This window comes from Nocardia sp. NPDC003963, from assembly GCF_053605105.1.
Genome location: NZ_JBSGIP010000001.1, coordinates 1,521,089 through 1,538,501, shown reverse-complemented (window position 1 = coordinate 1,538,501; position 17,413 = coordinate 1,521,089). Strand labels below are relative to the sequence as shown.

Annotated in this window: 19 protein-coding genes; 8 read left to right on the top strand and 11 right to left on the bottom strand. The window is 67.9% G+C overall.

Annotated features, from left to right (window positions below):
- Nucleotides 1–170: 170 nt before the first annotated feature.
- Entirely contained in the window at nt 171–1,442 is a 1,272-nt protein-coding gene (locus tag ACWEWT_RS07180) for a cytochrome P450 (RefSeq protein WP_452557066.1), read from the bottom strand.
- A gap of 232 nt (nt 1,443–1,674) precedes the next feature.
- Between ACWEWT_RS07180 and ACWEWT_RS07175 the strand changes: the two genes are divergently transcribed.
- The 4 genes from ACWEWT_RS07175 (at nt 1,675) to ACWEWT_RS07160 (ending at nt 5,005) form a co-directional block, all read left to right on the top strand.
- Nucleotides 1,675–2,286 (top strand): TetR/AcrR family transcriptional regulator, encoded by a 612-nt coding sequence (locus ACWEWT_RS07175; protein ID WP_452557064.1) that lies wholly within the window; start codon nt 1,675–1,677, stop codon nt 2,284–2,286.
- Between the two features lie 226 nt (nt 2,287–2,512).
- On the top strand, nt 2,513–3,349 hold the full coding sequence (locus ACWEWT_RS07170; RefSeq protein ID WP_452557062.1) for a mycofactocin-coupled SDR family oxidoreductase: 837 nt from the start codon (nt 2,513–2,515) through the stop codon (nt 3,347–3,349).
- Between the two features lie 151 nt (nt 3,350–3,500).
- Nucleotides 3,501–4,334, top strand: coding sequence for an ADP-ribosylglycohydrolase family protein (locus ACWEWT_RS07165; RefSeq protein WP_452557060.1), 834 nt, complete (start codon nt 3,501–3,503; stop codon nt 4,332–4,334).
- 317 nt (nt 4,335–4,651) lie between these two features.
- Complete coding sequence (locus ACWEWT_RS07160) at nt 4,652–5,005, top strand: UBP-type zinc finger domain-containing protein (RefSeq protein ID WP_452557700.1); 354 nt, start codon at nt 4,652–4,654, stop codon at nt 5,003–5,005.
- 17 nt (nt 5,006–5,022) lie between these two features.
- Here the strand turns inward: ACWEWT_RS07160 and ACWEWT_RS07155 are convergent, their stop codons facing one another.
- Nucleotides 5,023–5,991, bottom strand: coding sequence for an ADP-ribosylglycohydrolase family protein (locus ACWEWT_RS07155; RefSeq protein WP_452557058.1), 969 nt, complete (start codon nt 5,989–5,991; stop codon nt 5,023–5,025).
- A gap of 62 nt (nt 5,992–6,053) precedes the next feature.
- Here ACWEWT_RS07155 and ACWEWT_RS07150 point away from each other — a divergent pair, with 62 nt between their 5' ends.
- The 3 genes from ACWEWT_RS07150 to ACWEWT_RS07140 all read left to right on the top strand — a co-directional run bounded on the left by ACWEWT_RS07150 (nt 6,054) and on the right by ACWEWT_RS07140 (nt 8,191).
- On the top strand, nt 6,054–6,428 hold the full coding sequence (locus ACWEWT_RS07150) for a WDGH domain-containing protein (protein WP_452557056.1): 375 nt from the start codon (nt 6,054–6,056) through the stop codon (nt 6,426–6,428).
- Nucleotides 6,429–6,767: 339 nt separating this feature from the next.
- Nucleotides 6,768–7,688: a hypothetical protein gene (locus tag ACWEWT_RS07145; RefSeq protein ID WP_452557054.1), complete on the top strand. Its 921-nt coding sequence runs from the start codon at nt 6,768–6,770 to the stop codon at nt 7,686–7,688.
- Nucleotides 7,689–7,864: 176 nt separating this feature from the next.
- A complete protein-coding gene (locus tag ACWEWT_RS07140) occupies nt 7,865–8,191 on the top strand; it encodes a histone-like nucleoid-structuring protein Lsr2 (RefSeq protein WP_452557052.1) in 327 nt (108 codons plus the stop codon).
- A gap of 43 nt (nt 8,192–8,234) precedes the next feature.
- On the opposite strand, the gene ACWEWT_RS07135 is transcribed toward ACWEWT_RS07140, so the two are convergent.
- Complete coding sequence (locus ACWEWT_RS07135) at nt 8,235–8,891, bottom strand: hypothetical protein (RefSeq protein WP_452557050.1); 657 nt, start codon at nt 8,889–8,891, stop codon at nt 8,235–8,237.
- 17 nt (nt 8,892–8,908) lie between these two features.
- Here ACWEWT_RS07135 and ACWEWT_RS07130 point away from each other — a divergent pair, with 17 nt between their 5' ends.
- On the top strand, nt 8,909–9,142 hold the full coding sequence (locus ACWEWT_RS07130) for a hypothetical protein (RefSeq protein WP_452557048.1): 234 nt from the start codon (nt 8,909–8,911) through the stop codon (nt 9,140–9,142).
- A 92-nt stretch (nt 9,143–9,234) separates the two neighbouring features.
- Here ACWEWT_RS07130 and ACWEWT_RS07125 read toward each other — a convergent pair whose 3' ends face one another.
- The 8 genes from ACWEWT_RS07125 to ACWEWT_RS07090 all read right to left on the bottom strand — a co-directional run bounded on the left by ACWEWT_RS07125 (nt 9,235) and on the right by ACWEWT_RS07090 (nt 17,337).
- The gene (locus ACWEWT_RS07125; protein WP_452557046.1) at nt 9,235–9,903 is read right to left on the bottom strand and encodes a hypothetical protein; all 669 of its coding nucleotides are present in this window, start codon (nt 9,901–9,903) and stop codon (nt 9,235–9,237) included.
- A gap of 125 nt (nt 9,904–10,028) precedes the next feature.
- Nucleotides 10,029–10,880 carry a mycofactocin-coupled SDR family oxidoreductase gene (locus tag ACWEWT_RS07120; RefSeq protein ID WP_452557044.1) on the bottom strand — a complete coding sequence of 284 codons (852 nt, stop codon included), beginning with the start codon at nt 10,878–10,880 and terminating at the stop codon, nt 10,029–10,031.
- Nucleotides 10,877–12,496, bottom strand: coding sequence for a class I adenylate-forming enzyme family protein (locus ACWEWT_RS07115; protein WP_452557699.1), 1,620 nt, complete (start codon nt 12,494–12,496; stop codon nt 10,877–10,879). The genes ACWEWT_RS07120 and ACWEWT_RS07115 overlap by 4 nt, the downstream gene beginning before the upstream one ends.
- Nucleotides 12,496–13,188, bottom strand: coding sequence for an ATP-binding cassette domain-containing protein (locus ACWEWT_RS07110; protein WP_452557698.1), 693 nt, complete (start codon nt 13,186–13,188; stop codon nt 12,496–12,498). Before ACWEWT_RS07110 ends, ACWEWT_RS07115 begins: the two co-directional genes overlap by 1 nt.
- Before the next feature lie 276 nt (nt 13,189–13,464).
- A complete protein-coding gene (locus ACWEWT_RS07105; protein WP_452557042.1) occupies nt 13,465–14,256 on the bottom strand; it encodes an ABC transporter ATP-binding protein in 792 nt (263 codons plus the stop codon).
- A 5-nt stretch (nt 14,257–14,261) separates the two neighbouring features.
- Nucleotides 14,262–15,263 carry a branched-chain amino acid ABC transporter permease gene (locus tag ACWEWT_RS07100; RefSeq protein WP_452557040.1) on the bottom strand — a complete coding sequence of 334 codons (1,002 nt, stop codon included), beginning with the start codon at nt 15,261–15,263 and terminating at the stop codon, nt 14,262–14,264.
- Complete coding sequence (locus tag ACWEWT_RS07095) at nt 15,263–16,138, bottom strand: branched-chain amino acid ABC transporter permease (RefSeq protein WP_452557038.1); 876 nt, start codon at nt 16,136–16,138, stop codon at nt 15,263–15,265. Before ACWEWT_RS07095 ends, ACWEWT_RS07100 begins: the two co-directional genes overlap by 1 nt.
- On the bottom strand, nt 16,135–17,337 hold the full coding sequence (locus ACWEWT_RS07090) for an ABC transporter substrate-binding protein (protein ID WP_452557036.1): 1,203 nt from the start codon (nt 17,335–17,337) through the stop codon (nt 16,135–16,137). Before ACWEWT_RS07090 ends, ACWEWT_RS07095 begins: the two co-directional genes overlap by 4 nt.
- Nucleotides 17,338–17,413: the final 76 nt, after the last annotated feature.

The following is a 17,413-nucleotide window of genomic DNA, read 5'->3' as shown; positions in this document are numbered from 1 at the left end:
GTCCCGGGCACGATCGACCCACCCGAAGTCTGACGGCCCGCACGCCGATCCGGCTACCGTGCCCGGAGAATCACTCTTCGCGTATCCAGGCGGGCAGGATCCGTACCTCGCCCGATCGTCGGCCCCGCGGTCTGCGCACCACGGTGGAAGTCGGCCGCAGACCGCCCGTTCTACGTGACACCGGCAAAAGTGATGCTCAGATCGCGCAATCCGCGCAGCAGGAAAGTGGGCTCGTATCGGTAGCTGTGCCCGCCGGCCGGGCCGTGGCGATCCTCGTCGACCGCGATATCGGCCATCCGGTCCAGCATCCGGTTCAGCGTGACCTGTGCTTCCACCCGGGCCAGCGGCGCGCCGGCGCAGGTGTGCACGCCGCGGCCGAATGCGATGTGCTCGCGGGCATTACGGCGATCGGGGCGGAACTCGTCGGGATCGTCGAATTTGCGCGGATCGCGGTTGGCGGCGCCGATACACAGCATGACCACGGTGCCGGCCGGGATATCGACCCCGCCGAGTGTGGTCGATCTGCGGGCCAGCCGGAAGTCGACCTTGGTCGGGCTCTCGGTGCGCAGCGATTCCTCGAGGAAACCGCCGACCAGACCGCGTTCCCCGCGCAATCGCTCCTGTAGTGCGGGATTCTCGGCCAGTACGCGCACGGCCGAACTGAGCAGTTTGGTGACCGTCTCCTGTCCGGCCGCGAAGAGGAATGTCGCCGGGCGCACCACCTCGATGATCTCGGTAAGGGTTCCGTCCGGGTAGGTCGTCGAGGCCAGGGCGCTGAGGACATCTTCGCGGGGGCTGTGGCGGCGCTCGGAGAGATAGGACCCGAAGGTTTCGTCCAGCCATTCCAAAGGGTTGCGGCCGACGGGTTCGTGATCGAGTGAGCCCGGGTAGCCGCCGTTACCGGCCAGCGTCTGCCGGAAGGTCTCGCGATCGTCCTCGGGTACGCCGAGCAGGTCGGCGATCACCAGTGTGGCGAAGGGTTTGGCGTAGTCGGCGAGGAATTCGCAGCGGCCCGCGTCGAGGAATTCGTCGAGCTGGCGGTCGGCCTGCCGCCACATGTATTCCTCGTTCTCCTTCAACCGGCGCGGTGTGAGGAGCCGGTTCAGCAGCGACCGGGCGCGGGTGTGCTCCGGCGGATCCATGGTCACCATATGCTCGAAGATCGGGAGCTGGTGGCGGTGTTCGGCGATCTGCTCGGTGATGTCGTCACCGGTGGGTTCGAACGGTAGTGGCGGAAACGGGCCGCCGATCGATACGCAGGCCGAGAACGCCTCGGTATTGCGGAACGCCTCGACGGCCTCTTGGTAACCGGTCACGGCGACGACACCGTAATGGGGTTCGCGGAATACCGGATTACGGCTGCGTAGGTGGTCCAGATACGCGTAGGGATCCTGCGCGAGGGCTTCGTCGGAGAAGAAATCCAGTGCGGCAAGGTCGGTCATCGGCTCGCGGGCCTTTCGTGGGGGGCGCCGCGGGCGGTCGCTGTGGCGCCGCGGAGCCGTATCGATCCGATCGACCCCGGAGCAGCTCGAGTTTTGCCGCCCAGCAAAAATTTGATCGATCGATAAAATGTTAAGGTGCACCATGATTACCACGCGCCGCGTCGGCCGGTCAAGGAATACGGCAGGGCTCGCGAATCGGCTTCTCGGAGACGTGTCCGGGCGGTTGCGCTGAATGCCCGCGAAACGTGCCACCAGGACCGACGAGGCCGGAACCCGACTGCGGCTCATGGAGGCGACCGCTCGGATCATCCGCGAAGAGGGGTACGCCGCGGCGACCTCGCGCCGGGTCGCCACCGCGGCCGGCGTGAAATCGGCGCTGGTCTACTACTACTTCCCCACTATGGACGATCTGTTCGTCGCCGTGATGCGGGCCGGTGCCGAACGCGCGCTGGGGCGGATGCGCCGGGCGCTCACCGCGGAAGACCCGCTCCAGGTGCTCTGGGAGATCAACACCGATGACCGGTTCACGCAGCTGAACACCGAATTCATGGCCTTGGCGAACCATCGCAAGGCGGTCGGCGCCGAGCTGAAGTCGTATGCCGAGCGGGTCCGGGATATCGAGACGGCCGCGGTGACCATCGTCTTGCGCGCGCACGGTGTCGATCTCGAGCGGTTTCCGCCTGTCGTGGTGTCGATGCTGCTCACCGGCGCGGCGCGCATCCTGTGCAACGAGGACGCGGTGGGGGTCCGGCAGGGACACGCCGAACTGCGTGCGTTCGTCGAAGAGTTGATGGGGCACTACGGCTTGCCGTTGTCCGGCCCGGGACCGGCGGACAGGCGGTAGCCCTCGCGCTGGGCGTGCTGATCGGGCGATCCGGTGGACCGGTTCGGTGAAGGCCCGGGTGCTCGGTGGTCACCTGATCGAAAGGTGTGGTCCGGCCTCGGCAGCCGATTTTCGTCGTTGACATCGCGGCGTGGTCACTGTCAAAGTTTGATCGATCGATCAAATCGATCGATACGGGTGCGCCGGCTCTCGGCCGTGCCCGGGCTGCGGCAGAACGAGGTGTTCCATGGCAGGGCGAGTCGAAGGCAAAGTCGCCTTCATCACGGGTGCGGCGCGAGGGCAGGGGCGCAGCCACGCGGTGCGATTGGCGGAGGAAGGCGCCGATATCATCGCGATCGATGTGTGCGGGCCGGTGAGCGGAAGCGACGAGATCGCGCCCTCGACACCGCAGGACCTGGCCGAAACCGCTGAACTGGTGGAAGCCCGGGGCCGGCGGATCGTCACCGAACAGGTCGATGTGCGTGACTACGACGGGCTGAAGGCCGCGCTGGACAGCGGTGTGGAGCAACTCGGCGGCCTCGATATCGTCGTGGCCAATGCCGGTATCGGCAACGGGGGAGACACGCTGGACAAGACCGGCGAGCCGGACTGGCAGACCATGATCGATATCAACCTGTCCGGCGTATGGAAGACCGTGAAGGCCGGTGTCCCGCATCTGCTCGCCGCCGGGTCCGGTTCCATCGTGCTCACCAGCTCCGTCGGCGGCCTCAAGGCATACCCGAACACCGGTCACTACATCGCGGCCAAACACGGTGTGATCGGGTTGATGCGCAGCTTCGCGGTGGAACTGGGTCAGCATTCGATCAGGGTGAACTCGGTGCTGCCCACGAACGTGAATACGCCGATGTTCATGAACGAGGGGACGATGAAACTGTTCCGCCCCGATCTGGAGAACCCGGGCCCGGCGGATTTCGCTCCGGTCGCCCAGCTCATGCACGTACTGCCGGTCGGTTGGGTGGAGCCGGTGGACATCAGCAACGCGGTACTGTTCCTGGCCTCCGACGAAGCCCGCTACATCACCGGACTGCCACTACCGGTCGACGCCGGCAGCCTGCTGAAATAGACAGCGCGGGAACGGAGGAATACCCGGCGCCACCGCGGGCCCGGGACGATCGCGCAGGGGTCGTTCAGAGCCGTGCCGGTACCGAACTGCGCGAAAACGGTCGACCGATACCGGTGCGCCGGGGCAGAATGTCGTGCGAAAGGGGGGAACGATGCTGGTCGAGTCCGCAGTCGGGGATGCCTACGGAGCGGGGTTCGAATACGCCGATGCCCGGTTCGTGGCACAACACAACACCCTGAACGGGTATGTGCAACATCCGCGGCACGCCGGTATCCGCCCCGGGGCCTACACCGACGACACCCAGATGAGCCTGGCCGTCGCCGAACTTCTCGTCTCCGGTGCCCCGTGGACCCCGCTGAACCTCGCGGACCGGTTCGTCTCGTGTTTCCGGCGTGATCCGCGCGAGGGGTACGCGGGCCGTTTCTACGATTTCCTGCTCTCGGTGGGTGACGGTGCGGAGTTCCTGCACCGGATCCGCCCCGACAGCGACAAGAGCGGCGCGGCCATGCGTGCCGCGCCGGTCGGGCTGCTACCCACCGTGGACGATGTGCTGCACCATGCCGCCGTCCAGGCCGCCGTTACGCACGACACCCCCGCCGGTATCGCCTCGGCCCAGGCCGCCGCGCTGGCGGTGTACTACTGCCGCCGGGATCTCGGGCCGCTCGCCGATATCGGCAGCTGGCTGGATCGCCGGGTGCCGGGGGGCTGGGCGCGGCCGTGGCGCGGCAAGGTCGGGTCGAAAGGACGGATGAGTGTCGCCGCCGCCCTGACCGCGCTGTCCGGTGCCACCAGTACGAGCGGGTTGCTGCGCGCCTGCGTCGCGTTCACCGGTGATGTCGATACGGTCGCCACCATCGCACTGGCGGCCGCCTCCTGTTCGCCTCGAATCGAGCAGGATCTGCCGCGGCCGCTACTCGATACCTTGGAGAACGGTCCCTACGGGCGCGATTACCTCGCCGGACTGGATGCCCGGCTGCCCGGCTGATCGCACTCCGGGCGCGCTGCGACCGGGATGGCGGCGCTCGAGTAGCCGGAGGTCGGCGGGTGCGCTCTCCGGTATTCGGTGACGACAGGCCCGCGTCCGGGAAACAGCTACGGTACGTGTCCACGATCCGTCGGTGCAGCGCCTGCCCGGTGTCACGACCTCGCATAATTCACCGGCGCGGGTTCGAGCTGCCGGGTGGACGCGGTAAGGTCCGGGTCGAGGCCGGTACGGCTCGAAACCCTGTCGCCGGCTCGCCCGGCTCGCGCCGTGGCGCAGCCGGTGCTGATCCGGTCTGTCCCGAGCTGCGGAGGTAGATGATGTCTCAGGCCATCGAAGGCATCGACCCGGCCGTGCCGCCCAGCGGCCCGGGGTGTGTCGAGTGCGAACAGGCGCAGGGCTGGTGGGTGCATCTGCGGCGCTGCGCGCAGTGCGGACATATCGGATGCTGCGATTCGTCTCCCGCCCAGCACGCCACCGCGCATTTCAACGCGACGGGGCACCCCTTCGTACAGAGTTTCGAACCGGGGGAGGACTGGTTCTGGAATTACCGGTCCGATGAGATGTTCGGCGGGGGGCCCGAACTCGCTCCGCCGCACGAACATCCGCGAGCCCAGACGGTGCCGGGGCCGCGTGAGCGGGTGCCGGCCGATTGGCAGAACCACATCCACTGAGCACGCCGGCGTTCCCGTCAGGACGCGCCGGACCACCAGCGGCGCACGCGGCCGAAACCGGATTTCCGCGGCCGGGGCGGGCGGCGGTCCGGGTCGAACCAGCCGGGTAACGGCTCCCGTGCGGACAGCCACCACTGCGGGACACCGGTTCCGGGGAGTTTGCCGGTGTGGGCGGCGACGATCCCGCCGACGATCGCCGCGGTGGTGTCGATATCCCCGTCCGCTTCGATACAGGTCGCGACGGCGGCCGGATAGTCGCCGAGATACGTCGCCGCGACCCATATCGTGAACGGCACCGTGTCCTCGGCGGTGACCCGGGAGCCGTTCCCGAGTTCGGCGGCGGCGTCCCGGGTGGAGGTCCCGAGCAGCGTGCGGGCGCGGTGGATCGACCGGCGTGTCTCGCTGTCGCTCAGGTACTCGAGGACCGAGTCGATGAATTCCGCCGGCATGGGCCGGGTTCCGGTGCGCCGGGCCCGGGTGGCCGCGGCGGCGGCGAGCGCTACGGCCACCGCGCCGGCGATCCCTTCGGGATGTCTGTGCGTGACCTCCGCCGAGCGGGTCGCCTCGGCGGCGACTCGTTCCGGATCTCCGGCGAAACAGGCGCCGAGCGGGGCGACCCGCATGGCCGCACCGTTACCGCGGGAACCCTGATTCTCGAACAGCGCCCCGGCCACGTCCCGCCAGTCCGCACCGTCACCGATCCGGCGCAGCACCCCGACGGTGTTGAATCCGTAGTCACGGTGCGGCTGGAACCGGCGCGCGAAGGCTGCGGCGAGCCGATCCTGGTCGATCGAGCCGTTGCGCAGGAGTTCGGCGACAACGCTGCACGCCATTTCGGTGTCGTCGGTCCAGGTCCACGGCCGCTCGGTGGGGAGGTCACCTGCTCGGAGGTCCGCGAGGGACCGGCGCATGACGGGAAACTGCTGTCCCAGCGCGTCCCCCACCGAAAGTCCGTCCAGCGAATCGAGCATCGAGTCGATATGCATCGCGTCGAATGGTAACCGGACCGGGTATTCGTCCGGATACCAAGTGAGCATCGGGAGGCGGCGTGTACGGCGAAACCGACGAGAACACCAGCGACGGCATCCACACCTTCGCCGAGCTGTACCACTACCGGATGTTGTACAACGCACTCGTGTTCAACGAATGGGCACGTGGCGGCCGGTACGACGTGCACAAGAGTATCCGGCACAGCGACGGCGAACTCTGTTTCGGCGGTGGCTGGTTCGTGGTGTACGCGACGCTGCCGACCGGGCAGATCGCCAACCACTACCGGATGCGGCACTGGGGTCTGTTCCGGATTCCCGAACGTCCGGTGCCCGCGGTCTGGGACGGCCACAGCGCGCACGACGCCGCCGACCGGATGCTCCGTTTCCTGACGGGGCAGGTCCGACCGGATTCGGACAATACCTGCGCGACCTGAGCGGTACCAGTGCACCGTGCGGCCGCTCGGGGCCCGGTCGCCACGGCCGGTGGGAGCAGATCGAATTCCCGGTTCCGGGCGGGATCGGGGCGAAATTGTCCCGGGATCATCGGCACTATTTCCCGGTGGACGATCCGATCCGTCGTCTGGGTCCGGCCGAGCGGGTTCCGTAAGCCGAAAGGCGCTTTCTCCCAGGTGATCGCGCCGAAATCGGGCATGGTGCTGATCGGGCAGAGGGCAGCCGACGCGTGGTGCGGATCGTGCACGATTGCCGTGCTCGGTAGGTGAATTCTCGCTAGGCTCGACTTTCGAGGTGCCGCAGGCAAAGGAGAGACCGCGATGTGGCCCGTCACCATGATGGATGATGCCGCGGAGCGGCTCGTCGCCGCGACCGCAACGGTGGTGCGCGATGTCCACCGACGAGTCGAAGCCTTCTCCGACTGCAGCGGGGGCGGGGCACGGCTGCTCGGGGCGGCGGACCGACCCGTGCCGGACCAGAGCACAATGCACCTACCCGGCGATTTCCCCGCACCGCGGTCCGCACCGCGCCGGGGCATCGTCGGAACCGATCTCTCCACCGGCAAGGACGTGGAGATCGACCCCGCCGATATAGTCAGCACCGGGCTGCGCGACGCCGACGGTCGTCCGATCGGTGTGTCGTTCCCGTTGTCGGACAACGACGAGCGGATCGTCGCGTGGGCGTCGATGCGTCACCGCACCAGTGACGAGTACATCCGCGCCGCGTATTATCTGCCCGGCCGTCCGCCGGAGAGACCCGAATTCGAGTACGGGCCGCTGACGGACGCAGCGTGGGCCAAGGAAGTGCGACGCACAGGAGTCCCGCCCGTCTATGTCTTCGCGCACTCCAATCAGGCCGGGTACGGCCTTCAGGTCCGGGCGACCGGAGGTGTGCCGCGAAAGATGTTGCTCGAAGGCGGATCCTACGGTCAAGCAGTGGAACTGAGCCGGGATTCCGTCCGCGCCTACAGTGAGAACGAATTCAACTCCATGGTGCACGTTTCGTGCGGTGCCTCGCGGCCCGGCAACGCAACCGGGCAGCTCGCCGCCGACCATCTCATCGAGCGTGCCGATATGTACCGCAATATCCATGTGCCACGGAGCGTCATCGAGTACACGTCGGATCCGGACTCGAGTACCTCCTGGCTGAATGCCGTGGCCGTCATCGACTCCATCGGATCTCGGCATCCGGATTTCGACACCTTCTGGGGGTCCCCGTACGCGGAACTGGACATGCCGTGAATGCCGGATTTCCGCGCGTGGCGGAGCTCGATTTTCGAGCTCGGTTGTCGGACGAGAGTCCAAGTGCCTCTTTCTCATTGGTTTCTCAGCGTTTCTGAGGCGGTATTCCGGGGTGGGGCCAGTACGGTGTCGCGTGCCGGGTCGGCCGGTGGTGTAGTGAGTGAAGGGATGTGGGTGTGGCGCGCAGGGTAACTGTCACGATGATCGACGATCTGGACGGCGAATCCGTCGCGACGGAGACGGTGTCGTTCGGCGTCGACGGATTGCTGTACGAGATCGACCTGTCCGAGGTGAACGCGCGGGAGTTCCGGGCGGCACTGGACAAATGGACACCGTTCGCGCGGAGAGTCGGCAGGCCGCGCCGGGCGAAGGTCCAGACGCCGGACCGCCCGCAATCGGCGAAGGCGGTGCGGGAGTGGGCCCGGCGCAACGGGCACGAGATACCCGACCGCGGCCGGATTCCCGGTGTCGTGCTGGACGCCTATCAGCGCGCCGCCGGCTAGGGCGCGGAAGACGCCGCGCGCGGCCGGTCGTTCCCGGCGGCGATCAGTTCGCCGGGTCGGGCGGTGTGTGGACGGCGATCTCGCCGCTGAGGGTGTGGCCGCCTTCGAGTTGTAGGCGGTCTCCGCTCCAGAAGCGGCCCGGGTCGTACCAGTCGGGACTGCGCGTGTCCGGTAGCAGTTCCATCGCCTGGTAGGTCGCCGCCACGATCTCCGCGCAGTAGGCGTTCTCCACCTCGCGTGCCGCGGGCGGGCGGGAACGCCTGCGCGGCAGGCGGACCCGGCCGCGGAACCAGCGACCGGCCAGGGCCGCCGTCGACGGGAACGGGGTGCCGTCGAGCCGGGCGACCGTGCGCAGCATGCCGTCCTCCATCTCCCGGGTGGCGGGCGGTTCCAGCTGGCGCAGCCATGCCTGCTGGCCGTACCGGTTCGCCCAGACCATCACCGCGTCGCGCAGATTGTGCAGCTGGGCGCCGCGGTGCGCGGTGCCCGACCACATATCCGGTAGCGACCGCCCGAGTTCCGCGTGCCAGATCAGCGCGGGGAGATCGTCGATCACCACCGACATCCCCACGTGGTTCACCGGACTGTTGGTCGTCATCCGGATCATCCGGTCGGCCGTGGAATGCCCACGGAACAACCAGATATCGCCTGTTCTGGTGATCTCGACCGCCCGGTCGAGATCGAGATCCGCACCCGCCATACAAGTAGCCTATGCGTATGAGGTGGTGGAAGGTATTGGGATTGGCGGGTGCGGCCGGTGTGGTGGCCACCGGTGTGGTGGTGGTGCGCGCCGAACGCCGCCGCCGCGCCTACACCCCGGACGAGGTTCGTGAGCAGTTGCACGCGCGCTTCGCGCAGGCGGTGGCCGTCGAGGCCGCGGCCGAACCCGCGGAGCCGGAATCGCGTTCCGGCCGGTTCCGCGGCCGGCTGCGGCGGTTGTTCCGACGCTGACCGCGTCGGCCACGGCTCCTCGCGGGCGGGGTTCCGAGTGCGCGATCGCCTCGGCAGCTCGGCCGGGGCGGAGTTTTCCGGTGCGGCACTCGTCAGACGACGGCTGCCGACCGGAGCCGCGCGAACTCGATGACCTCCTCGGTGAAGGGGGAGGGCGCCCGGTGCGCGAAACAGTCCTGGAGCCGGTGGATCGCCTCGTCGAGCCGGGGTCCGGGGCCCCGGTCGGCCAGCAGGACGACGATCGCTTCCCGGGTGCCGATCCGCTCGCCCGGCTGAGTCAGGAGTTCGTCGAGATAGCGGTCGGGTTCGGCCAGCGCGATCGCCCGGCGCGCGTAGGCGTGTACCCGCCGGGGCAGTTCCGCGCGGATGGTGTCGATATCGTCCTGCAGGGCATGCCCGCCGGGCTGGTCCGGATCGACACGTAGTGACCACGGCCGGGTGAGACTCTCGGGTAGTCCGTGATCATCGATCAGATCGGGGCCGCTCGCTTTCTCCAGCGGTATCGGTGGCAGCCCGTGCCGGTCGTTGCGCCAGTTGCCGAATTCCCACCATGCCCGCGGAGTGGCATCGAGGTGCAGACCGAATTTCATGACCTGCTGACCGTCGGCCCAGGTGCGGGAGATCCGGGTGCGGCCGACCGCCGCGACACCGTCCGGCTCGATCCGTACCCATGGGGCTTCGGGGCCGTCGAAGCCGTACGGTTGTAGCAACTTTCCGGTGTCGCGCAGCAGCCGCCGCAGTGCCGGATCCGGTCTGACCATTCCGGCAGACTATCGATTCCGCCCGACAGTTCACGCTTCGCGGCCGGTACCGGGAACGGCGGCGTCGCCGGACTGCGATCGCACCGGCTCGTCCCGGGGCCGGTGAACCCGGGTGAGCCCGTATCTCACGGCATCCGGGCGGTCGCCCCGAGCCCGACGTCCAGCACCGATCCGGTGGTATAGCGTCCGGATTCACCGACGAGATGATCGACCGCGTCGGCGATCGCCTCGGGTGGGCACCAGGGGATACGCATCGGACTCATCCGCGCGTAGCGATCCACGACGTCTGCTCGTGTGGGGTTGTCCAGATCGGGAGCGAACAACGAATACAGGGCCGGGTTGTGCAACATCGGGGTGTCCACATTGGTGGGGCAGACGATATTCGCTGTCACACCGCTTTCCGCGCATTCGAGGGCGACGGACTTGACCAGGCCGATCACCCCCCATTTCGACGCGGAATAGTGGGCGAGGTTCGGCGTGCCCTGACGGCCGCTCATGGACGAGATGGCGACGATCCTGCCCGACCCCGCGGCGACCATATGGGGAAGGACCGCTCGGATGCAGTGGAAGGTTCCGGTGAGGTTGGTGGCGAGCATATCGGCCCACATGGCGTCGGTGAGTTCGGTGGCCGGCGCGAAGCCGACGATACCGGCGCAGGTGACGAGGATATCGATCCCGCCCGACTGCGCGGCGACGGCATCGGTGAAGGCCGTGACGGCGGCGGAGTCCCGGATATCGAGTATCGAGGAGGAGCAGTGCCCGCCCTCTTCCGCTATCAGACGGGCCGTTTCGGCGAGATCGTCTCGGGTCGCCAGTGGGTAGGGCGCGGTATCGCTGGGTGCGCACAGATCGGCGAGCCGGACGGTGGCGCCGCGCCGGGCCAGTGCCCGCGCGACGGCACGTCCCTGGCCCCGTGCGGCACCGGTGACGACCGCGATACGGCCACCGAGATCGTCTCCGGTCCTGCGGTCGGTCATCTGTCTTCCTCCCTGCCGAGTTCGATCAATTCCTTGACCTGAGCTTTCGCGATCTTCCCGCCCGGGGCCAGGGGCATCCGGTCGAGTACGCGCAGTCGTTCCGGTAGGTATTCCCGGGTGATTCCCCGTTCGCGTAACCAGGTGTTCAGCTCCGCGAGGGTCAGCGGATCGGCTTCTCTGGTCAGGGTGACTGCCGCGCACAGCCGTTCGCCGAAGATCGGATCCGGCACGCCGACGGCCGCGACCATCTCCACCGACGGGTGCTCGCGCACGAAATCCTCCACTTCGAGGGCGGAGATGTTCTTTCCACCGCGGATGATCAGATCCGCCAGGCGACCCACGACGCGCAGCCGGTCCGCCGCGTCGACTTCCACGATATCGCCCAGCAGTATCCAGCCGTCGCCGGTGAACAGTTCGGCGTTCGCGGCGGCGTCGTTCCAGTACCCGGGGGACATGAGCGGCCCCCGCACCGCGGGTTGCCCACGCCGGATACCCGGTCCGCCGCTGTCGGTACCGTCTTCGAGGATCCGCACATTCATCTCCCCGATGAGATGCCCACCGGTGCCCAGCCGAGTCTCCTTGTCGTCGGTGACCGTGGTGGCACTCGCCGCCCCGGTCTCGTTGGAGCCGTAGAACTGCAGGACCAGCGCCCCCGTGGCCGCCTCGAACCGTTCGGCTTCGGCGTAGGGCACGGCCTCACCGCCGGTGAACATGACCCGCAGCGCACCGGCGCGGGCCAGCGCCCGGTCCGGGGTCTGCAACATCATCCGGAACTGGGTGCTCACACAGGCGAGCACCGTCGCCCCGTGCTCGGCCATCAGATCGATCGCGACCGCGGGATCGAAACGCTGCATCACCAACGCCGGCCGGCCCAGCAGCGCGGGCAGGAAGTGCGAGGTCCACAGTCCGAATCCGAAGGGTGCGGGTACGAACGCGGCGACGATCTCCCGGGTGTGCATAGCGGCGTTGCGGCAGGCGATGGCCGCGAATGTGCTCCAGCGTCGCTGGGTCTGCATGACCAGCTTCGGCCGGCCGGTGGTCCCCGAGGTGCTGTTGAGCAGGCAGACGTCGTCCACGGTGAACCCCTGCGTACGTCCGGGCCGGCTGCCGCCTCCGGCCTCGGTGGTGCCGGTGGTCACCGTGGTGACCTCGGTTCCGTCGATCAGCACGAGATCGACGGGTGGTGCGTCGCGACTGCGCAGATCGCCCAGCAGTTCCGCGACCGGACGGCCCCGGTTATCGCTCGTGGTCACCAGCACGGTGGCGCCGGACGCGGTCATCAGATGCGCGAGTTCCGCCGGGCCGGAGCGCGCGCCGACAGCGACGGCGAGCACGCCGGCCCGGTAGGCGCCGACCAGCGCGGCATGGAACTCGGCGGTATCGGGCAGGTACACCGCGGCCGCGGGGATATCCCCGAGCGCGTGCAGCGCCGCGCGGACATGTTCGGCGAGCCGGTCGTATTCGGCCCAGGTGGTGGTCCCGGCCGGACTGATGTAGGCGGGCTCGTCCGCGCGGGTATCGGCCCAGTGGGTGACCAGATCGCTGACGGAGTAGCCGGTGAACGCGTCCGGGTCGGCCGTGAAATCGGGTGTGCCGGTGGGGTGGGCCGGGCGCATCACAGGGCTTCCTCGAGCATCCCCATGGACGCTCGGTAGGCGGTGTCGAGTGCGTCGGCGTTGTGCTTCGGCTCCGATACCGAACCGCGGAGCACGACATATCCGCGGTCGACGATACGAGACACCCGGTGCAGCGCCGGTTCGGCGACGAGCACGGTGATACCCGAATCCGCGAGTGCGCGGATATGGTCGAGTAGTTCCGCGGATATCTTGGGCGACAGCCCCGTGGTCATCTCGTCGAGCAGCAGTACCCGCGGCGGCACCAGCAGGGCCCGGGCGAGCAGCAACATCTGTTGTTCGCCCCCGGAAAGGACACCGGCGAGTTGACCGGACCGGGTCGCCAGGATCGGGAACCGCTCGAAAGCCGTATCGAGGGTGTCGTTCCCGACACCCAGCAGCCGGGCCCCGATCTCGAGGTTCTCCCGTACGGTCAGCCGCGGGAACAGTTGCCGCCCCTGCGGGACGAACGCGATTCCGGCGCGGAGCCGCCGCTGCGCCGTGACGGTCCCCAGTTCGGTGCCGTCGACGGTCACCGCACCGGTGGCCGGTGTGCTGCCGAACAGCGCGGAGAGCAGACTCGACTTCCCCGCCCCGTTCGGCCCGACCAACGCGGTGACCTCACCGGAGCGCGCCTCGATCGCCACATCCCGAACCGCGACAGCATTTCCGTATCGGACAGTGAGCCCTTGCACAGTGATCAATGGACTTCCTTCCCAGGCGCATGCGGTCCGCGGAGGCCGTAGCGAAGGCGGAGGGTTCGCATCAGAGTTCCTTCTTCCGGTCCGTGCTGTTCGTGGAAACAGTTACGCGGAGGAGGTTTCGCATCGCGGTGCCTCCCTCTGACAGGCGGATGCTGTTGGTGGAAGCCGCCGTGCAGAGTAGGTTTCGCAGCATCACGTGCCTCCTTCGGGCAGGACGCATGCGGTCCGCGGAGGCCGTAGCGAAGGCGGAGTTATCGCAGTATCGCATCATGAAACTTCCTCGGCGGGCCCGGTGCCGAAGTACACCGACCGCATCTCCGCGCTGCGCATACAGTCGCGTGGGCTGCCGCTGAAGGCCACCGCGCCGTCGGCCAGCAGCACCACCGAATCGGCGAGTTCGGCGATCAGATCGACATTGTGGTCGATCAGGATCACCGAGCGTCCGGCGTCGCGGACCTGACGGACCGCGTGCGAGATCGCCGCGATCCCTTCGGTATCCGATCCGGCGAAGGGTTCGTCCAGGAGCAGGATCCGGGGTTCGGCGGCCATCGCCCGGGCGATTTCGACGAGACGCTGGGAGCCCAGTCCGAGGCTACCGGTGGGCACACGGTCGGTGGTGACGCCGTATTCCCGGGCCACCGCGGCCGCCTTCTCGAGGACCGTCCGTGGCGTGCCCGCGAGACCGCGGAGCAGCGCGCGCACCGAGGCTCCGTAGGAGCCGATCGACCGCCCGACGATACCGGGCACGATATTCTCGACCGGCGTGAGTTCCAGCGCCAGCTGCGGGTGCTGGAACGTGCGGGCCAGTCCGGCCCGGGCGCGTACGGCGGGACCGGAACCGAGGGTGTGGCCGTCCAGTTCGACCGCGCCCGCACTGGGGGACTGGGTGCCGACGATGCAGTCGACCAGCGTGGTCTTCCCGGCGCCGTTGGGGCCGACCAGGCCCAGAACGCTGCCGGTGGGTAGGTCGAAACTCACCCGGTCGACCGCGGTGACCCCGCCGTAGTGTTTGGTCAGCCCCGTGACGGACAGCAGGGCCGGAGAAGTGGTGGGAGACATCGTCGTCACCTCCTGTCCTGGGTCCGGGATGATCTGAGCCGCTCGAGGATCCGTTGCGCCCAGCCGATGACCCCACCGGGTGCGAGCAGTAGGATCGCCAGGACCACCACGGCCAGCAGGAGTTCACCGGAGCCCTGGTAGCCGGGCATGTTCAGGGTGACAACGACGACGATCAGCGCCCCGAGGGGAGCGCCCCAGGCCGATCCGCGACCACCGATGATCGGCATGAAGATGGCGAGGAACACCAGGTCCAGGCCGAATGTCTCCGGTGTCACCGCTTGGACGGATACGGTGAACAGCGCACCTCCGGTGGAGGCGATCGCCGCGCCGACGGTCAGCGCTACCACCGTCAGATGAGCCGGGGAGATACCGGTGGACTGTACCGCCGGCGCGTTCTCCCGGGCGGCGGAGAGCGCGAGCCCCCAGGCCGATCGGCGCAATCGGTCGATCAGGACCGCGATCGCGCAGACGAAGACGATGGCGGCCACCACCTGTGCGTAGCGCGGCGGTTCCCAGCCGAACAGCGACGGCACCGGGATTCCGGAGATACCCGAGGCGCCGCCGGTGATCGTGCTGGCATCGCCCAGCCAGTGCTCGAATGCGATGGCGAAGAGCAGGGTCACCGCCGCGAGGTAGAAGCCCGACAGTTTTCTGGTCGATATCGCGAGCACCAGCGCTACCGCGCCGGCGATCAGCATTCCGGCGAGCCAGCCCCACCAGGGTGAGAGACCCTGGTCGACCGAGAGATAGGCCACCGCGTACGCGCCGATGGCGGCATAGGCGCTGTAGGCCATGGACAGCGAGCCGGCCAGTACAAAGGGCAGGTACATACCCAGCGCCACCAGTGCGTAGGTGGCGGCCAGGAAGACGAGGTCCTGGCGGTACAGGCTGGGCCCCATCCAGAGGAGGACCACGGCGAGGACGGCGAGGCAGCTGCCCAGTTCCGCGAGCACGGTCCGGGCGGCGGGTCTGCTGGTCGTGGTGGTCGTGATCACGGCGGTACTCATCACACACGCACCTTTCGCTGGAACAGGCCTTCGGGCCGGAAGGCGAAGAACACGAGGGCGACGAGGAATACGGCGACCGAACTTCCGGTCGCGCCGAAGTAGAAACTGCCGAACACCTGCACCCAACCCAGTGCGAGACCGCCGATCAACGGCGCCCACGGTTTTCCGGTGCCGCCGACGACCAGGGCGAGGAACCCGGTGAGCGTCCAGGACAATCCATTGGTGAACTGCGCACCGGATTTGGCCGCGAATACGATGCCCGCGATTCCGGCGACGGCGCCCGAGATGCCGAACGCCCACAGCCGGACCCGGGCCACGTTCACCCCGATCATGCGCGCGGCTTCGTGGTTGTCGCCGACAGCCCGCAGGAGCTGACCGGTGGTGGTGGTCCGCAGCCAGAGCACGGTGGCGAGGAGTACGAGCATCGTGACCGCGATGATGATGGCCGTCGTGCCCTGGATCGATACCGAGCTCACCTGGAAGTCCGGTACCGGCAGCAGGTTCGCCACCGGCACCGGGGTCCGGCCGAAGATCGTGCCGGCCAGCTGCTGTATGGCGAACAGCGTCGCGGTGACGGCGACCAGGGCGGGCAGTTCCGCGCCGCCGGCGCGGCGCTGGACCGGCCGGACCACTATCACTTCGGTCAGCAGTGATATCCCCACTGCCAGTGCGATTCCCAGCAGCGCGCCGAACAGGATCGGCACACCCCAGTGGGCCGCCGCGTAGCCGGCCAGCAGTGCGGCGGCCATCGCGTACGGGCCGGCGGCGAAGTTGAAGAACGACGCGCCCACCACGACCAGATAGATCGACAGTGCGACGAGGGCGAAGAAGCAGCCGATTTCGGCCGCGGCGAGCCACAGTTGCGGATCACTCATCGGCCGGCTCCCTTCGGTGTGCACGCGGGCTGGTAGTCCGGCCAGGGGCCGGTGGGGATGCCTGCGGCCCCGAATTCGATGAGCACCAGTCCGCAGGCCGAATCCGGGGCGATGTGATCGCCGGGTGCGAAGGACAGGGTGAGCGGTTCCTGGCCGAAACTCGCCGGCAGACCGCGGACCTGCTGCATCGCCTCGTTGAGGCGGTGCCGATCGGTATGGGTACCGGCGAGTTCGATCGCCCGCGCGAGCAGCATCACCGAGTCGTAGGCCTGGGCGTCGTAGGCGGTCAGGGAGTAGTCGGGTCCCTTCACAGTGCGCAACCAGGTCTGCAGTTCCGCGGTCCGTGGATTGTCGTCGCTGAGGCTGCCCATGTAGACGAGGCCGTCGAGGGAACCGGGTGCGGCGAGTTTCCACGACTGGGGCTGGTTGCCGATCGAGGCCAGTGAGAAACGCTGGAGACCGGGAGCCAACCGGTGCACGGTGTTCTGTGCGAGCAGTTCGAAGTTCCCACCCACGCTCGCGACCAGCACCACATCCGGATCGCTGTCCAGCAGGCGGCTCACCGCGGCCGTGAGATCGGCGGTGTCGACAGCGGCTTTCTGGGTGCCGACCACGTCGACGCATTCGTTCAGATCGGGCGAGAGCGTCGCCAGGATTCCCGCGATCGCCGGACTGGAATCGGCGATCACACCGAGGCGCTTCTTACCCTTCGCCGCGAAGGCGCCGCAGTAGACATCGGCGTACTGGGCCAGGGGATTGGGGACCATATAGGCGAACTCGTTACCCGGCGGACCGGCGACCGCGTCGGTCAGCGCGGTGGGCGCGATCGTGACGACCTCGGTGGATTGCGAAATCTGTTTGGCCTGCAGGGCAGAGCCGCTGCCCGTTGCCAGTATCACGGCGGAGGCGCCCTGGTCGACCAGTTTGCGAATGATCGAGGGCGTATTCGTCGGGCTGCTCTCGTCGTTCTCCACCACCAGCCGGACCTCTTTGCCGCCGATCCCGCCTCCGGCGTTGAGCCTGTCCACCGCGGCGCGGACCGTGTCACCGGCAATGGTCGAGTAGGCCGCTCCCGGGCCGGTCGAATCTTCGTCCATACCGATGACGATGTAGTCGTCCACCGGCTCTCGAACCTGGGCACATCCCGCCGGCACGAGCGCCGCGGCCAGTACCCAGGAGAAAATCCGGGTACGTCTCATCAGACCACCACCAATCAAGCGAACGCTTGGTTTGAACCAAGCGAATGCTCGATAGTGTGGCCTGCGCCACTCCTTC